This is a genomic window from Stenotrophomonas sp. CFBP 13718, assembly GCF_014842145.1.
Taxonomy (GTDB): domain Bacteria; phylum Pseudomonadota; class Gammaproteobacteria; order Xanthomonadales; family Xanthomonadaceae; genus Stenotrophomonas.
This window is the reverse complement of record NZ_JACYVC010000014.1, coordinates 52999-71107: the sequence shown is the minus strand read 5'-3', so window position 1 is coordinate 71107 and position 18109 is coordinate 52999. Positions and strand designations below refer to the sequence as shown.

Here is an 18109-nt window from a genome sequence, read left to right as displayed (position 1 = left end):
CCCGATACGGGGCCGACGTCGCGCGCCGGCCGCGGGTCTCAGCCCGGAACCACGACGGCCTCCAGTTGCCGCCGATCTTCTTGCTGCAGTTGTCGCCACTGGCCTTTGGGCAGGTCGCCGAGCACCAGCCCGCCGATGCCGGTCCGCACCAGCCGCAGCACCTGCAGGTCAAACGCCGCCAGCAGGCGACGGATATGCCGATTGCGCCCTTCTTCGAGCACCACTTCCAGCCAGGCCGTCTTTTCTCCCGTGCGCAGCACCTGCACCGCGCGCGCGGCCAAGAACTCGCCGTCGTCTTCGATGCCTGCACAGAACGCCGCCAGCATCGACGCATCGGGAATGCCATCGACCTGCACGTGATAGGTCTTGTCGGGGCCGGTGGCCGGATCCATCAGGGCGGCAGCCCACTGCGGGTCATTGCTGAAAAGCAGCAGGCCCTCGCTGGCCTTGTCCAGCCGCCCGACCGGGGCCAGCCACGGCAGGCCGGCGCCATCGAAGCAGCGATACACCGTGTCGCGCCCCTGCTCATCCTGGGCGGTCGTGACCAGCCCACGCGGCTTGTTGAGCATGAGGTAGATGCGCGGCGCGGCATCCAGCGGCTGGCCGTCCACCTTGACGTGGTGGCGGCCGGCAAGGATCGGAAACTCCGGGTCATGGACCACGCGTCCATCCACGCTCACACGGCCGGCGGCGATCCAGCGCGCGGCCTCGGTGCGTGAGCACACACCGGCCTTGGACAGCACACGCGCCAACCCATGGCGCACGCCGCCTGTAGTGGCAGCGGGGGTCGCACGCCCACGCGGTGCGTGGGTGCGGGCAGCGGGGTTGGCAGGCGGGCGTCGTGGCCGCATGTCCTGCTCCCCTCCGTGCTTACTTCTTGTCGACCGGCTTGGTCTCGGCAGCCGCTTCCACTGGAGCAACCGGGGCAACGGCCGTGGCAGCAGCCGCACGCGGCTTGACCACGCGCACACCGCGCGACTTCATCCAGGCGTCGAACTCATCGGCGGTCATCCGCTTGCCGTTCTGGCTCATGTCAAAGCGCCAGGGCGTGTTGTCGAACTCGGTCTGCGGCTTGTAAGCCGCCGGATCGTTCGGCTTCACTGCCGGCGCGCTCGGCATGGCGTTGGCGACGTTCTGGCAGCCTTCGATGCGCAGGCGCTGCAGCACACTGTCCAGCGACTGGGTCTGTTCGTAGGTGCTGGTCAGCACGCCAGCGGGCATGCCCAGCTGCGAACTACGGGTAAACAGCTCGCTGGCCACCGGCGCGATGGCCGTGGCAGGCAGCGGCAGGGGCGCCGCGCTGGCACCGATCGAGCAATCGACGGCGGCATGGGCAGCGGGGACCAGGGCCAGCGCCAGGACGGCGGCCGATGCAGTGCGCAGCATGAGGAGCATCCAGAAAGGAGGTAAGTGCGCCGAGTTTAACAGCGACACAACGGCTTTCAAGATCCTACATTCAATGAATACGGCAACTTGTTGGTTTTTTTGCGGTTTTCTGACGAATGGTGTGCAGGAGCCAGCGCAGGCGAACCGACCTGCCGCTGCGGACCCCACAAACAACAAGACCCGGCCGAAGCCGGGTCCTGCTATGTCTTGCCGGTGAAGCGTCAGAACTTAGTTCTGGACGTTCAGCTCGGTACGACGGTTCTTCGCACGGCCTTCCGGGTTGTCCGAACCATCAGCATTGGTGTTCGGAGCAATCGGGCGGCTCTCGCCATAACCGATCGGGCCGGTCAGACGCGACGCCGAGACGCCGTTCGAGGTCAGGTAGTTGTACACAGCGGTAGCACGACGCTCGGACAGCTTCTGGTTGTACGCGTCGGTACCCTTGGAGTCGGTGTGACCAGCGACTTCAACGCGCAGATCCGGGTAACGGGTCAGGATCTGCGAGGCTTCGCTCAGGATCGCAACCGCGTCAGGACGCAGGTTGGCCTTATCGAAGTCGAAGTTCACGCCCTTCAGATCGATGGAGACCGGCACCGGGCAACCGTCCGGACCGATGGTCTGGCCAGGCTGCGAATCCGGGCACTTGTCGTCGCAGTTGTTGACGCCGTCACCGTCGTCATCCAGGTCGGCGCAGCTCGGAGCAACCGGGGCCGGAGCCACGACTGCAGCGACCGGAGCCGGTCCCAGCGGAATCACGACGCCGACCGAAGCCAGCACGTCGCCGAACCAGTCTTCCGACGGAGCAGCGGTGCTCTTGTCGTCGAAGTCAGCGCGGTAAGCCACTTCGGCACGCACGGCAACGCGCTTGTCGAAGGTGGTCTGCAGGCCGACACCGGCCTTGGCGGCGAAGTTGCCGTCCTTACGCTCGTTCGGACCGTTCGCGCTGGTGGCAGCCGACTCTTCTTCCGACTTCTGGTAGCCCAGGCCGAACAGCAGGTACGGGTTCCAGCCACGGCCTTCCTGGATGAAGTGGCGACGCAGGTCGACGGACGCGCCGTACTGCGACCAGTTCAGGTCCTGGTTGGCATCGAAGTTCGGGTTCTGGTAGTTCAGCTCACCGTCGAGCGACCAGTTCGGGCTGATGAACTTGCCCAGGCCCAGGGTCACGAACGGAGCATCGTTGGTGGTGCGGTCGCTGTCCTGGAAGTTGAAGCCAGCCGAACCGGTCAGGTACCAGCGGTCGTCAAATTCCTGGCCGGACTGTGCGGATGCAGCCTGGGCGAAAGCCAGGCCGCCCAGCAGCGCGGCGGTAAGAATCTTCTTGTTCATTGAGTACAGCTCCTATATCGGGGGTATGAAACCGGTAGAGGCATGGGCCAGCACTACGACAGCCGATTCAGCACGCCACCGCCGCGAACATTATGCTCAGGCGAGTGAAGGTCATGTTAACAGTCCCGTAACATGTGAAACCGGGTGCCGGGCCTCTACCGGACCGGCGGTTGCACCCTATACAGGATCATGAAAAACCGCAACAGGCAGGCAGGGCAAGGGTTTTCCCGAGCTTCAGGGTTGCAGCGGGAGATTCTGCCATCCCAGGATGTCAAGCGTTCAGCGCGCAGGCGGTGCGGTGAGGAACTTTATCGCGCGCTCGCAGCTGAACCGTGTTGCGGTACTGATCACGTCCAATCGACGCGCCAGTTCACATTTGTCAGGCGCGCTGCGTCCCGTTCTGCGATGCGTTTTTCCTTGGATTTCCGCCGCGTGCACGCGCCAGGCCGCTCCAGCCGATGCGGCGGCGGCCGGTCGGACGCTGTCTCGTCATATTTGCCACTGTCTGTATCTGTTGCTGCATGAGGGCAGCACCTATTGTCGCTACAGCTCTCCGGATACGGTCCCCATGCCCTCCTCTCTTCTGATGCGCTTGATCCAACTCGTGCTCGGCCTGTTTCTGTATGGCATCGGCATCGCACTGATGGTGCGTGCCGGCATCGGGGTGGCGCCGTGGGATGTCCTCTCACAAGGCATCGCCGCACATTCACCGCTGTCGTTTGGCCTGGCGACCAACGTGATCGGTGCCGTGGTGCTGGTGCTGTGGTGGCCGCTCAGGCAGAAGCCCGGAGTGGGCACGGTCCTCAACGTGCTGCTGATCGGCCCTTCCGCACAGGTGGGCCTGTGGCTCCTGCCCCCTGTGGACACGCTGTGGCTGCAGCTGCCTCTTTTCCTGTCCGGTCTGCTGCTCGTAGCCATCGCCACTGGTTTCTACATCGGCGCACGGCTGGGGCCCGGCCCTCGCGATGGCCTGATGACAGGACTCCACACGCGTACCGGCTGGCCGATCTGGCAGGTGCGCAGCCTGATTGAAGGCAGCGCCCTGCTGATGGGATGGCTGCTGGGCGGCGATGTCGGGGTGGGCACACTGGCGTTCGCGCTGCTGATCGGCCCCCTGTGCGGCGTAACCCTGCGATGGTTCGGCATCGGCCGACCGCTGCCCGCCGCCGCCGCCGCATCACGGTAGAGCCGACTTCAGTCGGCTGCCGTTGGATCCTCCGCACCCCGCCCCGGCGGTAGAGCCGACTTCAGTCGGCTGCGGCGGGATCCTCCGCCCCACGGTAGAGCCGACTTCAGTCGGCTGCGGTTTGAACGGCAGCCGACTGAAGTCGGCTCTACCCTGCCCTCTACCCGCACGTGATGCGGCAACGCATGACATAGCCCACCCACCCGCACGTGATGCGGCAACGCATGACATAGCCCACCCATCCGCACGTGATGCGGCATCGCATGACACAGCCCCCCGCCATCCGCACGTGATGCGGCATCGCAAGACACAGCCCACCCACCCACACGTGATGCGGCATCGCATGACATAGCCCACCCACCCGCACGCGATGCGGTATCGCAGGGGTACCCCTCCCCCGCGCAGGCGATCCAGCGTCACATGGCACATCCCGCCCTCCCGCAGGCGATGCGGCGTCGCATCTTGCTACCTGCGGCGTTTCCCGGCACGCTGACTGCTTCCGTACGCAAGCGTATCCACGATGACGCCAGCCAGCGACAGCGCCTATCCCCACCTGTTCACCCCGCTCGACCTGGGCTTCACCCAGCTGCGCAACCGGGTCTTGATGGGATCCATGCATACCGGGCTCGAAGACCGCGCGCGCGATTTCCCGCGCCTGGCCGCCTATTTCGCCGAGCGGGCCGAAGGCGGTGTGGGCCTGATCGTCACCGGCGGCTTTGCGCCGAACGTGGTCGGTTGGTTGAAGCCGTTCGGCGGCAAACTGTCCTGGCCATGGGAAGTACGCCCGCATCGCCAGCTCACGGCGGCCGCCCACCAGCATGGCGCGAAGATCTGCCTGCAGTTGTTGCATGCGGGTCGCTATGCCTATCACCCGCTCTCGGTTGCACCGTCGAAGCTCAAGGCACCGATCAATCCGTTCACCCCGCGTGCCCTGTCTGCGCGTGGCGTGGAGCGCCATATCGGCGACTACGCGAACAGCGCGCGGCTGGCACGTGAGGCCGGTTATGACGGCGTGGAAGTGATGGGGTCGGAGGGCTACCTCATCAACGAATTCATCGCCCCGCGCACCAATGCGCGTACCGATCAATGGGGCGGCGACGCCCGCCAGCGCATGCGCTTCGCCGTGGAAATCGTGCGCCGCATCCGCGAAGCCTGTGGGCCTGACTTCATCATCATCTATCGTTTGTCGCTGGTTGATCTGGTGACCGACGGCAGCGACTGGGAGGAGATCGTCCTGCAGGCAAAAGCCATCGAGGCGGCGGGCGCGACGATCATCAATTCGGGCATCGGCTGGCACGAGGCGCGCATCCCCACCATCGCGACATCGGTACCGCGCGGCGCGTTCGCCGGGGTGACCGCCAAGCTCAAGCCGCACGTAAGCGTTCCGGTGGTCGCCAGCAACCGCATCAACATGCCCGACGTGGCCGAGCGCATCCTCGCCGGCGGTGGGGCCGACCTGGTGTCGCTGGCGCGGCCGCTGTTGGCCGATCCGCAGTGGGCCAACAAGGCCCGCGCCGGACGTCCGGATCGCATCAACACCTGCATCGCCTGCAACCAGGCGTGCCTGGACCATGTCTTCGAGAACAAGCTGGCCAGCTGCCTGGTGAACCCTCGCGCCGCGCACGAAACCGAACTGGTCTATCGCCCCACCACGAGCCCGAAAAAGGTGGCCGTGGTCGGTGCCGGCCCCGCCGGCCTGGCCTGCGCCACGGTGGCGGCCGGGCGCGGCCACCGTGTCACGCTGTTCGATGCGGCCGACGAGATCGGCGGCCAGTTCAACGTCGCCAAGCGCATCCCGGGCAAGGAAGAGTTCCACGAGACCCTGCGCTACTTCCGCAACCGGCTGGACGAAACCGGCGTCGAGGTGCGGCTGGGCACCCGGGCCGATGCCGCCCAACTGGCCGGCTTCGACGAGATCGTGCTGGCCACCGGCATCACCCCGCGCCGGGTCGACTTCCCGGGGGCCGACCACGCCAAGGTGGTGGACTACCTGGACGTGGTGCTCGGCCGCGTCACGGTGGGCCCGCGCGCGGCGATCATCGGCGCCGGTGGCATCGGCTTCGACGTGGGCGAGTTCCTCAGCCATGCCGGCCCGTCGCCGGCGCTGGACGTCGAGCGCTGGATGACCGAATGGGGGGTGGATGCGATGTACGAATCCCGTGGTGCGCTGTCCCGCCCGCATCCCGAACCGTCACCGCGCAAGCTGTGGCTGCTGCAGCGCAGCCCAGGCCGACCGGGTGCACGGCTGGGCAAGACCACCGGCTGGATCCATCGCGCCACGCTGAAGGCCAAGGGCGTGACGATGCTGGGCGGCGTCGAATACCTGGGCGTCGACGATGCAGGGTTGAACATCCGCTTCGAGGGCGTGGAACAGCGGCTGGACGTCGACCATGTCGTCATCTGTGCTGGCCAGGAATCGAACCGCACCCTGCTGGATTCCTTGACGACCGCGGGCATCCGCACACACGTCATCGGCGGTGCGGATGTGGCGGCAGAGCTGGATGCCAAGCGTGCGATAGATCAGGGCAGTCGCCTCGCAGCGGCACTATAGAAAACTGAATAGGGGCATCCGTGAAGCTGTTCCGGCACTGCCCCGAACCTGAATGTCAACCGGCGCGGTTCAGGACGCGTTGGGAAATACCCCCTTACCTTGCGCCAACTTTCCCGCTCACCACCCAGTTCCGGTGAGCAGGTGCGGCCCCCCGGATCGATCATCGATCTTCTCGCTTGGGGCTGCCCACGGGGCGACCCCGATGGTTGCCTCCCCATGACGCCAAGTCGCGCCTTCGCCCCTCCCCCGGCCCCTATGCCGGCGGACATGGCAGGTGCGGCCCACACGGAGCAAGGAGTGATATGAAACTGGCCTGGATTCTCTGGCTGTCGCAGTTGTTGCCGCAGCCGGCCGCCGATTCGTTGTGCCTGAGCACGACGGTGTACCTGGAAGCACGCGACCAGACCGTTCGCGGACAGCAGGCCGTTGCCGAGGTTGCCCTGCGCCGCCGTGACAGCGGGCTGTGGGGCGATTCGATGTGCCAGGTGGTGACCGCACGCAAGCAGTTCGCCCCGACCATCGTCGCGCCCGGCACGCAGTTGGCCAACGACGCGGCATGGCGGGAAGCCATGACGGTCGCCTTCGATGCTGAACGCAACTGGGCCCTGCCGCTGAACCAGCGCAAGGAAATCGTGCCCGGTGCGAGCCATTTCGCGGCGCTGTCCATCGCCAGCCCGAGCTGGCGCAACGCCTACCAGGTGGCAACGATCGGCGACCACACCTTCTATAAGGTGCAGAGTCTGAAGCCGCGCTCGTCGTAACGGACTGTTGCCCCCGCGCGCCATTGCTCCGCGCGCCGGGCTCCGCGATAGTGACGGCCCCAGAGCCATCACCCCCCGTGCGGAGACCTTCCATGAAGCTGTACAGCAAGCCAGGCGCCTGTTCCACCGCTGACCACATCGCGCTGCGCTGGACCGGCCAGCCGTTCGAGGTCGAGCTGCTGACGCGGGAAACCCTGAAGGGCGCGGAGTTCCTGAAGATCAATCCCGCCGGCTCCGTGCCCGCGCTGGTCGATGGTGATTTCGTGCTGACCCAGAATGCGGCCATCCTGGGATACATCGCCGATACGCGTCCGCAGGCGGGTCTGGCGGGCGATGGCAGCCCGCGCCAGCGCGCCGAAGCCACCCGCTGGCTGGCTTTCGTCAACTCGGATCTGCATCCGGCGTTCAAGCCGCTGTTCGCGCCCGCCGCCTTCATCGCCGACGAAGGGCAGAAAGGCGCGCTGGCCGATGCCGCGCACAAGCGCCTGCGCAGCCTGTTCGAACAGGCCGACCGACAGTTGGCCGACAAGCCCTGGCTGGCCGGCTTCCGCAGCTACGCTGACCCCTACTTCTACATCACCCTGCGCTGGGCTTCCGGCCTGAAGGTGGATCTGTCCGGCCTGGACAACCTGGCGGCGTACACCACGCGCATGGAAGCCGACAGCGGCGTGCAGGCCGCGCTGAACGCCGAAGGCCTGTCGTAAGGCACCGCGCCGGGCCCGCGACAGCGGGTCCGGCCGATTACCCGATTTCGCGGACGACCCGGCCCTGCGCGTCGCGCAACAGCGTCGGCACGATCTCCAGCACCATGTGGGTACCCGGAACGGGATAGCGTCCGCAGGGCTGCTCCAGGCACGCCAGCAGCGCGCGCAGGCCCGCCGCATCCAGCGTGCAGCGCGCACTGTCATCGCCGGGCTCCAGTGCTTCCTGCGCGCCGGGCAGGAACTCCCACTGGCGTGCGCCGCTGGCCAGCACCAGTGGCCTCCCATGCCCCAGGCGCAGTCCCAGCAACTCGCGCACACTGGCCACCTGGCCGACACCGAGCACCAGCGTCGTCGTATCGCCGTCGACGCGCCAGTCCAGCGTCTCCAGCAGCAGCAGGCCGGTGCTGGACCCGTGCTGCTCGCTCCCCTGCGCGGCCACGGCCGACAGCGCCGGATCATCCAGCAATGAAGAACGCGCGATGTCGGTGATCCACAACGGCATGGCCGCTGCCATGGCGTGCAGCATCGCCTCGCTGTTCCAGCGCCGCATCGCCTCGACCTCGTCCGCCGTCAGCCCCACCACCTGCAGGAACGCCAGGCGACCATTGACCGTGTCGCGGGCAGGCAACTGCGGGTCTTCGATGAAGGCGACATGGTGCAGCAGGGTGGCCCGATCTGCGGCGATCGGTCCGTGCGCATCAAGATGATGGCCCGCTTCGAAGGTGTTGCCGGTCTGGAACACATAGCGGGCAAGATTCTGCAGCAGGTTCATCGGCCACGTCGGCGGCGGATCGGCCGGGCCGGCACCGGCAGGCGCGGCGAGCCGGAAGGTCAACTCGAAGCCGAAGCCACTGACGTCCGGATCCTCACTCTGCTTGTCGAACAACTCCGACAGCCCGTAGCTGACGTAATGCCAATGCGGTCGCCCGGCCTCGCTCCAATAAACGCTGATTCCATCAAGCGGGTCCTTCCCGCCCAATGTCCATGCCAATGCGGCACCAAAGTGCCGCGCCTGTTGGTCAGCGTAAAGGGAGCCGAGCGCACCGTTGATGGCGTCCCAACCGGGCGTCGCGTCGTCCACCGGCATTGTCGTAACCACTTCGCAAGAGGAAAGGGTCTTCACGGATCAACCTGTGCCGCTGGGTGCGCCCACTTTAGCTCACGCGCGCCGCTTTTCCATGTCGGAACAGGCTCATGTCGATTCAACAATACCGCATGTCGTGCCAGCACGATTTACACCGTGCGAGGAACCGGCCACGAATGACCGGTCTCCCGCGCATCAGGTGCGCAGCACGCGCCTGATCTCATCCAGCGCGGCAGGGTCGTCCAAGGTGGACAGATCGCCCGGGTCACGTTCCTCTGCCAAGGCCTGCAGCGAGCGTCGCAGCAGTTTGCCGGATCGTGTCTTCGGCAATGCATTGACCAGGTGGATGTGCGCGGGCCGTGCGATGGCGCCGAGCGACGCCGTCACCGCGGCCATCATTTCACTGATGACCTGCGCCGGGTCCTCGCCTGCCAGTCCTTGCTTCAGGGTGACGAACACCAGGGGCACCTGTCCCTTGAGCTCATCCTTGACGCCGATGACCGCCGCTTCGGCCACGCGTGGGTGACCGGAGATGGCCTCTTCGATCTCGCGCGTGCCCAACCGGTGCCCGGCCACGTTGATCACATCGTCGGTGCGGCCGAGGATGAAGGTGTACCCGTCCTCGTCACGGATCGCCCAATCCAACGAGCTGTACAGCAGCTCCTTGAAGTGGCTGAAATAGCTTTGCAGGAATCGGGCGTCGTCGTTCCACACCGTGGTCATGCACCCCGGTGGCAACGGCGGCGACATCACCAGCACGCCCTTCTGCCCCGCCGCTACTTCGGCCCCGGTGTTCTCATCGATGACCTTCATCCGGTAGCCCAGGTTGGGGAAACCGGGCGAGCCGAACCGCACCGGCTTCATGTCCAGCCCCGGCAGCAGGGTCAAGGCTGGCCAACCGGTTTCGGTCTGCCAGTAGTTGTCGATGATCGGCTTGCCCAGCGCATCGTTGGCCCAGTGCGCGGTGGGCTCATCCAGCGGCTCGCCGGCGAGGAAGATGTACTTGAGCGCCTGCAGGTCATGGCGACGGATGAAATCGACATCGTGCTTCTTCAGTACGCGGATGGCCGTCGGCGAGGAGAACAGCGTGCGCACGTTGTACTGCTCGCAGAGCGCCCACCAGATGCCCGGATCCGGACGGGTCGGCAGGCCTTCGTACAACAGCGACGTGCAGCCGCCGATGAGCGGCCCGTAGACGTTGTAGGAATGCCCGACCGCCCAGCCGACATCGGAGGTGGAGAACATCACCTGGCCGGGCTGGCAATCGAACACGGTCTGCATCGACTGCGCCATGGCGACCGCGTAGCCGCCCACGTCCCGCTGCACGCCCTTGGGCTTGCCGGTGGTGCCGGAGGTATACAGCAGATAGCTCGGCTCGCTGGACTCCAGCCACTGCACGGGCACCTCGGCCCCACCGTGCTCGGCGCGCAGGCTGGCGTAGTCGACGTCGCGGCCTGGTACGCGCGGCTCGGCCGGGTCCAGACCCCGCGATACGATCAGTACGTGCGGCGGTGGATTGTGTGCCTCCGCGCAGGCGGCATCGACCAGCGCTTTATACGGGATCACCTTGCCGCCTCGCATGCCGGCATCGGCAGCGATCAGCAGCTTGGGTGCGGCATCGTCGATGCGCAGCGCCAGGTTATGGGCGGCGAAGCCACCGAACACCACCGAGTGCACCGCCCCGATGCGGGCACAGGCGAGCATGGCGAACACGGCTTCGGCCATGTTGGGCATGTAGATCACCACGCGGTCACCGTGGCCCACGCCGAGATGCTTCAGCACGGCAGCGAAGTCGTTGACCTCGCGATAGAGCTGCCGGTAGGTGATCTCGCGGGTCACCCCGGTTTCGGTGGACACCGCCACCAAGGCGAGCTGCTCGCCGCGCTCGTCGAGATGGCGATCGACGGCGTTGTAACAGAGGTTGGTTTCACCGCCGACATACCAGCGCCGGAATGGGGGGTTGCTGTAGTCGAGCACCTGTTGCGGTTTCTTGTGCCAATAGATGCGATTGGCTTCCTCGCCCCAGAATTCCTCCGGTTCGTCGATCGAACGGCGGTAGGTTTCTTCGTAGTCCATGACACAGCCCTCCCAGACAAAGTCATGGGATCGAGCATAGTGCGCCAGCCGCGGCGCGAACGCCCCGACCTTGGTCGTAGGGGGTGTGGTTGCCGGGCTGCGCCCGGCACCCGCAGAGGCAACGTCAACGTCAACGTCAACGTCAAAGGCTGCAGGGCTGCTTGTTGGCGGGGCGGGGTGGGATGGCGGGGGACGGCAAGGGCTGCATCCATGCGTGCCTTGTTTCGCGCCATCCATGGCGCTCAACACCCCCGCCACCCCACCCCGCCCCACCTTGGACAGGTCCAGGGTGGCCTTTGAATCTGTAGCGCCGACCCATGGTCGGCGGAATGTTTCCGCCAACGGCCCGCTGCGCTCGCCGACCATGGGTCGGCGCTACCGCTTTTTCTCTTTTTCATACGCGGCGGGCGGCCACGGAACCTGTCGGCGGATGGGCGGGGGACAGTAAATATTTTCCCTGCGGGCATCTGTAGCGCCGACCCATGGTCGGCGGAATGTTCCCGCCAACGGCCCGCTGCGCCCCGACCATGGGTCGGCGCTACCGCTTTTTCTTCTTTTTTCATACGCGGCGGGCGGCCACGGAACCTGTCAGGGGCTGGGCGGGGGGCAGTAAACATTTTCCCTACGGGCATCGGTAGAGCCGATCCATGGTCGGCGGAATGTTTCCGCCAACGGCCCGCTTCTCGCCGACCATGGGTCGGCGCTACCGCTTTTTCTTTTTTTTCATACGCGGCGGGCGGCCACGGAACCCTGTCAGGGGCCGGGCGGTGAGGCTGGGCGGGGGCGTTGAGCGCCATGGATGGCGCGAAACGAGCGCTACATGGACGTACTTGTGCGCGTCCCCCGACCAGCCTCACCGCCCGGCCCAAGCCGAGGCTCCAGCTCGAAAGCCCGTCGCGAGGGGGGCTCACCCGTTCGCCGACATCCCTACGCGCAAAAAAAAACGCCGGGACAGGCCCGGCGTCTTCTCACTGCGCAGCGATGGCTCAGCCCAGCAGGTGGGCCACGGCCGAACGCTCTTCTTCCAGCTCGGCCAGGGTCTTGTCGATGTACTTCTTGCTGAAGTCGTCGATCGGCAGATCCTTGACCAGGGTGTACTCGCCGTTCTCGGTGGTCACCGGGAAGCCGAAGATCACGCCTTCCGGGATCCCGTAGGAGCCGTCGGACGGCACGCCCATGGTGACCCACTTGCCGTTGCTGCCCAGCACCCAGTCGCGCACGTGGTCGATGGCCGCGTTGGCTGCCGACGCCGCCGAGGACGAGCCACGCGCTTCGATGATCGCCGCGCCGCGCTTGCCCACGGTCGGGATGAAGGTGCTGGCGTTCCAGTCCTGGTCATTGATCGCTTCGCCGATGGACGCGCCATCGGCAGTGGCGAAGCGGTAATCCGGGTACATGGTCGGGCTGTGGTTGCCCCATACCACCAGCTTTTCCATGCCGCCGACCGGCTTGCCGATCTTGGTCGACAGCTGGCTCAGGGCACGGTTGTGGTCCAGGCGCAGCATGGCGGTGAAGTTGCGCGGGTTGAGGTCCGGCGCCGACTTCATCGCGATGTAGGCGTTGGTGTTCGCCGGATTGCCGACCACCAGCACCTTCACGTCGCGCTTGGCGACCTTGTTCAGCGCAGCGCCCTGGGCGGTGAAGATCTTCGCGTTTTCCAGCAGCAGGTCGGCGCGCTCCATGCCCGGGCCACGCGGACGGGCACCGACCAGCAGGGCCACGTCGATGTCCTTGAACGCCACTTCGGCGTCATCGGTACCGACGATGCCAGCCAGCAGCGGGAACGCGCAGTCTTCCAGCTCCATGATCACGCCCTTCAGCGCGGCCTGGGCCTTTTCAACGGGCAGTTCCAGCAGCTGCAGGATGACCGGCTGGTCCTTGCCGAGCATTTCGCCGGAGGCGATGCGGAACAGCAGGGCATAGCCGATCTGGCCGGCAGCGCCGGTCACGGCAACACGAACAGGTGCTTTCATGGGGGGTTTCCTCTAGCTTGCGAGCGTTGGAGATGAACCGCGGGCGTGGCCGGGCGGCCTGGCAGGCGGCGGGGATCATGAAAACGGCCACCGCAGGGGTGGCCGTTTCAAAAGGGGATCAGGCGCGCGAGGGAATCGACTTGTTCCACTCGGCGACGCGGTCGGCCTTGGCGGCCAGCACGGCATCGGTATCGCCTTCCAGGGTGATCGAATGGATGACGTCGCCCTGCTTGACCGAATCCACGATGGCCTGGCCTTCCAGCACCTGGCCGAACACGGTGTGCTTGCCGTCCAGCCAGTCGGTCTTGATGTGGGTGATGAAGAACTGGCTGCCGTTGGTGTTCGGTCCGGCATTGGCCATGGACAGCGAACCCACCTGGTGCTTCACGCCGTTCTTTTCATCTTCGAACTTGTAGCCTGCGTCGCCGGTGCCCTGGCCGCGCGGGCAGCCGCCCTGGATCATGAAATCGGCGATGACGCGGTGGAAGACCAGGCCGTCGTAGAAGCCGTGCTTTACCAGGTTCACGAAGTTGGCGACGGTCAGCGGTGCCTTGTCGGCGAACAGCTCGACCTTGATCGGGCCCTGGGTGGTGTCGAACGTAGCGATGAGGGACATGAAGATCCTTGGAATTCGGGTGGGAAAGGTCCAGCTCCCAAGTTTACACCCGTCCCGTTTCGCTCGCGGGTACGACGATCGTTGAAGGTTTTGCAGCGGTTCTGTCTTCTTGGAGGGCGAGGTGGGAGGGGCCGGTGCGGGGCACGCCGTGAATACCTCCCTGTAGGCTCGTCGCCGCATCCATGCGGCTCTAACGGCCCCGCACCGCCCCCTCCCACCCCGCCAGACAGATGGCCGCTGCGGTGGGAGGAAAAGGCCAGCGCGAAAGCAGAAGCGAGGGTCAGGGCTACGGCTGCGGAGCCTGTCCTGGGGTGGCCGGCGGCCTTGGCTGAATGGGCATCTGGGGAAGACTGAAACGGGTTTTTCGCGAAACGGTCAGTTCGAGGTATGATGATGGACTTCTTTTTCCAAATCCGGCGCCGACTGGCCCCCTTTCGCATGTCCATCGAAAATCTTCGCAACATCGCCATCGTCGCGCACGTCGACCATGGTAAGACCACCCTGGTCGATCAGCTGCTGAAGCAGTCCGGCACCCTGTCCGAACGCACCGTCCTCGCCGAGCGCGTGATGGACAGCAACGATCAGGAAAAGGAACGCGGCATCACCATCCTGGCCAAGAACACGGCCATCACCTGGGAAGACAAAAAGACCGGCGTCAAGAACCGGATCAACATCGTCGATACCCCCGGACATGCCGACTTCGGCGGCGAAGTGGAGCGCGTGCTGTCGATGGTCGACACCGTGCTGATCCTCGTCGACGCGATGGACGGCCCGATGCCGCAGACCCGCTTCGTCACCCAGAAGGCCTTCGCGATGGGCTTCAAGCCGATCGTCGTGGTCAACAAGGTCGACCGCCCGGGCTCGCGTCCGGAGTGGGTGATCGACCAGGTGTTCGACCTGTTCGACAAGCTCGGCGCGACCAATGAGCAGCTGGACTTCCCGATCGTCTACGCGTCGGCCCTGAACGGCTACGCCGGCCTGGAAGACACCGTGCGCGACGGCGACATGACCCCGCTGTACGAAGCGATCATGCAGCACGCGCCGATGCCGGAAGTCGATCCGGACGGCCCGTTCCAGATGCGCATCAGCCAGCTGGACTACAACAACTTCGTGGGCGTGATCGGCATCGGCCGCATCCAGCGCGGCACCCTGAAGAAGAACATGCAGGTCGCGGTGATCGACCGTGAAGGCAAGAAGCGCAACGGCAAGGTGGCGCAGGTACTGGGCTTCCTCGGCCTGGAGCGCATCGAGCAGGACACTGCCGAGGCCGGTGACATCGTCGCCATCTCCGGCATCCAGGAACTGACCATCTCCGACACGCTGTGCCATCCGGACACCCCGGAAGCGCTGCCGGCGCTGACCGTCGACGAGCCGACGATCTCGATGACCTTCCAGGTCAACAACTCGCCGTTCGCCGGCAACAAGGACCTGTCCGGTGGCAAGTTCCTGACCAGCCGCCAGATCAAGGATCGCCTGGACCGCGAGCAGGTGCACAACGTGGCCCTGAAGGTGGAACAGCTGGAAGACGCCGACAAGTTCCTGGTCTCCGGCCGTGGCGAGCTGCACCTGTCGGTGCTGATCGAGAACATGCGTCGTGAAGGCTACGAGCTGGCCGTGTCGCGCCCGGAAGTCATCATCAAGCAGATCGACGGCCAGGCCATGGAGCCGATCGAGCAGCTGGTGGTGGACATCGAAGAACAGCATCAGGGCGGCGTCATGGAAAAGCTGGGTACCCGCAAGGGCCAGCTGAAGAACATGGAACCGGACGGCAAGGGCCGTGTGCGCCTGGAGTACCAGATCCCGGCCCGTGGCCTGATCGGTTTCCAGAACGAGTTCAAGACCCTGACCCAGGGTTCGGGCCTGCTGTTCCACGTGTTCGACCACTACGGTCCGAAGGAACAGGGTTCGATCGCCAAGCGCCAGAACGGCGTCATGATCGCCAACGCACCGGGTGCCACCCCGGCGTATTCCCTGGGGCCGCTGCAGGAACGCGGCAAGCTGTTCGCTGCTGAAGGCGACAACGTGTATGAAGGTCAGTTGATCGGCATCCACTCCAAGGACAACGACCTCACCGTCAATGCCATCAAGACCAAGCCGCTGACCAACATGCGCGCTTCGGGCAAGGACGATGCGATCCAGCTGACCCCGGCGATCAAGTACTCGCTGGAACAGGCACTGGACTTCATCGAAGACGACGAGCTGGTTGAAATCACGCCGAAGGAAATCCGCCTGCGCAAGAAGGGGCTGACCGAAAGCGACCGCAAGAAGGCATCGCGCGGCGGCTGAGCCGACTCGTGAGCCATCCTGCTTACAACCCGGATCCGCAACGGCATCCGGGCCTGCATGTCATCGCTCTGCTCGAAACGGGCAAAGCGGTGCTTGCACTGTTGGCCGCGACCGGGCTGGAAATGCTCGGTCCGCAGCCACTGCGTGATGGGATCAATGCCCTGATCCGGCGTTTCAGCCTGGACCCGGATCACGGCACCCTGCCCTCCCTGTTGAACATGATAAGTCCCGATGTCGTCCACCTTGCGGCGGCCGCGATGCTGGGCTATGCCCTGCTCCACCTGGTCGAAGCGTGGGGCTTGTGGCGGGCCAAGGCCTGGGCCTCGTGGCTGGGCTGCGTGTCTGCCGGCATCTACCTGCCCTTCGATGTCTACGCCATTTCCCGCCATCCGGGCTGGGCCTCCTGGACCGTGCTGGTGTTGAACCTGCTGGTGGTCTACGTGCTGGCGCGCGACATCCTGAAGCGGAAACCCTGAAGGCGCCGCGATACACTGGTTAGGTGCCCAAGCCGCCCACCATGCGCAACGCTCTATCACCAACGCGTCTTCTTTTCCTGTCCGCCGTGCTCGCCACGGCGCTGGTCGGCTGTGCGTCACCCGTGCGTGCGGCCGATGACGCACCTCCTGCGGCGGCGCCGTTTCCCTACGCCGAGGCCGAGATAAGCGACCTGCAGGCCCGTATGGCGGCCGGCGAACTGGACAGCGGGACGCTGACCCGGGCCTATCTGGAGCGCGTCGCCGCGCTGGACCGCGAAGGGCCACGATTGCGTGCGGTGATCGAGCTCAACCCGAATGCCCTGAAGGAGGCCGCACAGCGCGACGAGGAGCGCCGCCGTGGCCACCTGCGCGGTCCGCTGCACGGCATCCCGGTGCTGCTCAAGGACAACATCAACGCCTTGCCGATGAGCACCACGGCCGGTTCGCTGGCACTGGCCGGCTTCCGCCCCGGCGACGCGTTCCTGGTGACGCGCCTGCGTGCTGCCGGCGCGGTGATCCTGGGCAAGAGCAACCTGAGCGAGTGGGCGAACTATCGCGGACTCGGATCCACCTCCGGATGGAGTGCGCGCGGCGGCCAGACACGCAATCCCTACCGCCTCAGCCACAGCCCCTGTGGATCGAGCAGCGGCAGCGCCGTCGCCGTCGCGGCCAACCTGGTAACGGTATCCGTCGGCACCGAGACAGATGGCAGCATCGTCTGCCCCGCTGCCGTCAACGGTGTGGTCGGCCTGAAACCGACCGTGGGCCTGGTCAGTCGCGATGGCATCATCCCGATCTCGTTCAGCCAGGACACGGCAGGCCCGATCGCCCGCACGGTCTCTGATGCGGCGGCGGTACTGACGGCCATTGCGGGCCGCGATGCAGCCGACCCTGCCACCGCCGCGATGCCGGGCCGCGCGGTCTATGACTACACCGCGCGCTTGAATCCCAACGGGCTGCGCGGCGCGCGCATCGGGGTGATGGACAATCCGCTGTCCCAACGTCCCGGCATCGGCGCGTTGATGCAGCATGCCGTCGAGACCCTGCGGCGCGCCGGGGCCACCGTCGTGACGGTGCCAGCGCCGGACGAGAGTGGCTGGTCGGATGCCGAACAGATCGTGCTGCGGCATGAGTTCAAGGCGGGCATGGAGCGCTACCTCCGGCAGTGGAAGGCGCCGTGGCGCACGCTGCCGCAGTTGGTTGCCTTCAACGAAAAACACACCGCGCAGGAACTGCCACTGTTCGGCCAGGAGCTGCTGGTCGCATCAGCACACGCCGGATCGCTGGGCGACCCTGTCTACATCCAGGCGCGCAGCCAGGCACGCCGCATGGCCGGCGAACAAGGCATCGATGTCCTGCTTCGCGCCTATCAGCTGGACGCCCTGGTGGCCCCCACCACGGGCACTGCATGGCCGATCAACAGCCCTGGGGGCGATGCGTTCCCGGGGGGCAACTACAGCGCCGCCGCGGTGGCCGGCTATCCCAGCCTGAGCGTACCGATGGGCCACGTCGATGGCTTGCCCGTGGGACTGCTGTTCGTGGGCACGGCCTGGGCCGAGCCGCGCCTGATCGAGCTGGCCTATGCCTATGAGCAGCGCACCATGGCACGGCGACCGCCCCCCCTGTAACGGCCGCGCCCTCCCAAGTGGGAGTAGCTGCGAGGCGTCAGGCAGGGACGTCG

At 65.8% G+C, this 18109-nt stretch carries 14 protein-coding genes; 7 read left to right on the top strand and 7 right to left on the bottom strand.

Annotation, left to right across the window (positions count from 1 at the left end):
• Nucleotides 1-38 precede the first annotated feature (38 nt).
• The 3 genes from IFT58_RS17425 to IFT58_RS17415 form a co-directional block, all read right to left on the bottom strand.
• On the bottom strand, nucleotides 39-851 hold the full coding sequence (locus tag IFT58_RS17425) for a pseudouridine synthase (RefSeq protein WP_192096309.1): 813 nt from the start codon (nucleotides 849-851) through the stop codon (nucleotides 39-41).
• 19 nt (nucleotides 852-870) lie between these two features.
• Nucleotides 871-1386, bottom strand: coding sequence for a hypothetical protein (locus tag IFT58_RS17420; protein ID WP_192080885.1), 516 nt, complete (start codon nucleotides 1384-1386; stop codon nucleotides 871-873).
• Between the two features lie 228 nt (nucleotides 1387-1614).
• A complete protein-coding gene (locus IFT58_RS17415; RefSeq protein WP_192080884.1) occupies nucleotides 1615-2715 on the bottom strand; it encodes an OmpA family protein in 1101 nt (366 codons plus the stop codon).
• A 568-nt stretch (nucleotides 2716-3283) separates the two neighbouring features.
• Between IFT58_RS17415 and IFT58_RS17410 the strand changes: the two genes are divergently transcribed.
• From IFT58_RS17410 to IFT58_RS17395, 4 genes are all read left to right on the top strand, one after another.
• Nucleotides 3284-3901, top strand: a complete 618-nt coding sequence (locus IFT58_RS17410) for a hypothetical protein (protein WP_192096308.1) — start codon at nucleotides 3284-3286, stop codon at nucleotides 3899-3901.
• A gap of 520 nt (nucleotides 3902-4421) precedes the next feature.
• Nucleotides 4422-6452 carry an NADPH-dependent 2,4-dienoyl-CoA reductase gene (locus IFT58_RS17405; RefSeq protein WP_192096306.1) on the top strand — a complete coding sequence of 677 codons (2031 nt, stop codon included), beginning with the start codon at nucleotides 4422-4424 and terminating at the stop codon, nucleotides 6450-6452.
• A 302-nt stretch (nucleotides 6453-6754) separates the two neighbouring features.
• The gene (locus tag IFT58_RS17400) at nucleotides 6755-7213 is read left to right on the top strand and encodes a cell wall hydrolase (protein ID WP_188324929.1); all 459 of its coding nucleotides are present in this window, start codon (nucleotides 6755-6757) and stop codon (nucleotides 7211-7213) included.
• Between the two features lie 92 nt (nucleotides 7214-7305).
• A complete protein-coding gene (locus IFT58_RS17395) occupies nucleotides 7306-7917 on the top strand; it encodes a glutathione S-transferase N-terminal domain-containing protein (RefSeq protein WP_192096304.1) in 612 nt (203 codons plus the stop codon).
• A 37-nt stretch (nucleotides 7918-7954) separates the two neighbouring features.
• On the opposite strand, the gene IFT58_RS17390 is transcribed toward IFT58_RS17395, so the two are convergent.
• The 4 genes from IFT58_RS17390 to IFT58_RS17375 form a co-directional block, all read right to left on the bottom strand.
• A complete protein-coding gene (locus IFT58_RS17390; RefSeq protein ID WP_342029584.1) occupies nucleotides 7955-9040 on the bottom strand; it encodes a suppressor of fused domain protein in 1086 nt (361 codons plus the stop codon).
• Between the two features lie 156 nt (nucleotides 9041-9196).
• On the bottom strand, nucleotides 9197-11077 hold the full coding sequence (prpE, locus tag IFT58_RS17385; RefSeq protein WP_192096302.1) for a propionate--CoA ligase: 1881 nt from the start codon (nucleotides 11075-11077) through the stop codon (nucleotides 9197-9199).
• Nucleotides 11078-12063: 986 nt separating this feature from the next.
• Nucleotides 12064-13050 carry a malate dehydrogenase gene (locus tag IFT58_RS17380; RefSeq protein ID WP_188324932.1) on the bottom strand — a complete coding sequence of 329 codons (987 nt, stop codon included), beginning with the start codon at nucleotides 13048-13050 and terminating at the stop codon, nucleotides 12064-12066.
• A gap of 118 nt (nucleotides 13051-13168) precedes the next feature.
• On the bottom strand, nucleotides 13169-13666 hold the full coding sequence (locus tag IFT58_RS17375) for a peptidylprolyl isomerase (RefSeq protein ID WP_057687625.1): 498 nt from the start codon (nucleotides 13664-13666) through the stop codon (nucleotides 13169-13171).
• A 438-nt stretch (nucleotides 13667-14104) separates the two neighbouring features.
• On the opposite strand from IFT58_RS17375, the gene typA reads away from it, so the two are divergent.
• From typA to IFT58_RS17360, 3 genes are read left to right on the top strand one after another with little or no spacing between them, the layout of a single operon-like run.
• A complete protein-coding gene (typA, locus tag IFT58_RS17370; protein ID WP_188324933.1) occupies nucleotides 14105-15952 on the top strand; it encodes a translational GTPase TypA in 1848 nt (615 codons plus the stop codon).
• Nucleotides 15953-15960: 8 nt separating this feature from the next.
• Entirely contained in the window at nucleotides 15961-16428 is a 468-nt protein-coding gene (locus tag IFT58_RS17365) for a DUF2127 domain-containing protein (protein ID WP_188324934.1), read from the top strand.
• A gap of 41 nt (nucleotides 16429-16469) precedes the next feature.
• Nucleotides 16470-18056, top strand: a complete 1587-nt coding sequence (locus tag IFT58_RS17360) for an amidase (RefSeq protein ID WP_192096322.1) — start codon at nucleotides 16470-16472, stop codon at nucleotides 18054-18056.
• The last annotated feature ends 53 nt before the right edge of the window (nucleotides 18057-18109 follow it).

Bases quoted from the DNA above. Each gene is read 5' to 3' on its own strand.
- IFT58_RS17405 (WP_192096306.1), top strand. From the start codon at position 4,422: ATGACGCCAGCCAGCGACAGCGCCTATCCCCACCTGTTCACCCCGCTC.
- prpE (WP_192096302.1), bottom strand. From the start codon at position 11,077: ATGGACTACGAAGAAACCTACCGCCGTTCGATCGACGAACCGGAGGAA.
- IFT58_RS17360 (WP_192096322.1), top strand. From the start codon at position 16,470: ATGCGCAACGCTCTATCACCAACGCGTCTTCTTTTCCTGTCCGCCGTG.
- IFT58_RS17395 (WP_192096304.1), top strand. From the start codon at position 7,306: ATGAAGCTGTACAGCAAGCCAGGCGCCTGTTCCACCGCTGACCACATC.
- IFT58_RS17420 (WP_192080885.1), bottom strand. From the start codon at position 1,386: ATGCTGCGCACTGCATCGGCCGCCGTCCTGGCGCTGGCCCTGGTCCCC.
- IFT58_RS17400 (WP_188324929.1), top strand. From the start codon at position 6,755: ATGAAACTGGCCTGGATTCTCTGGCTGTCGCAGTTGTTGCCGCAGCCG.
- IFT58_RS17425 (WP_192096309.1), bottom strand. From the start codon at position 851: ATGCGGCCACGACGCCCGCCTGCCAACCCCGCTGCCCGCACCCACGCA.
- IFT58_RS17415 (WP_192080884.1), bottom strand. From the start codon at position 2,715: ATGAACAAGAAGATTCTTACCGCCGCGCTGCTGGGCGGCCTGGCTTTC.
- IFT58_RS17380 (WP_188324932.1), bottom strand. From the start codon at position 13,050: ATGAAAGCACCTGTTCGTGTTGCCGTGACCGGCGCTGCCGGCCAGATC.
- IFT58_RS17410 (WP_192096308.1), top strand. From the start codon at position 3,284: ATGCCCTCCTCTCTTCTGATGCGCTTGATCCAACTCGTGCTCGGCCTG.
- IFT58_RS17375 (WP_057687625.1), bottom strand. From the start codon at position 13,666: ATGTCCCTCATCGCTACGTTCGACACCACCCAGGGCCCGATCAAGGTC.
- typA (WP_188324933.1), top strand. From the start codon at position 14,105: ATGTCCATCGAAAATCTTCGCAACATCGCCATCGTCGCGCACGTCGAC.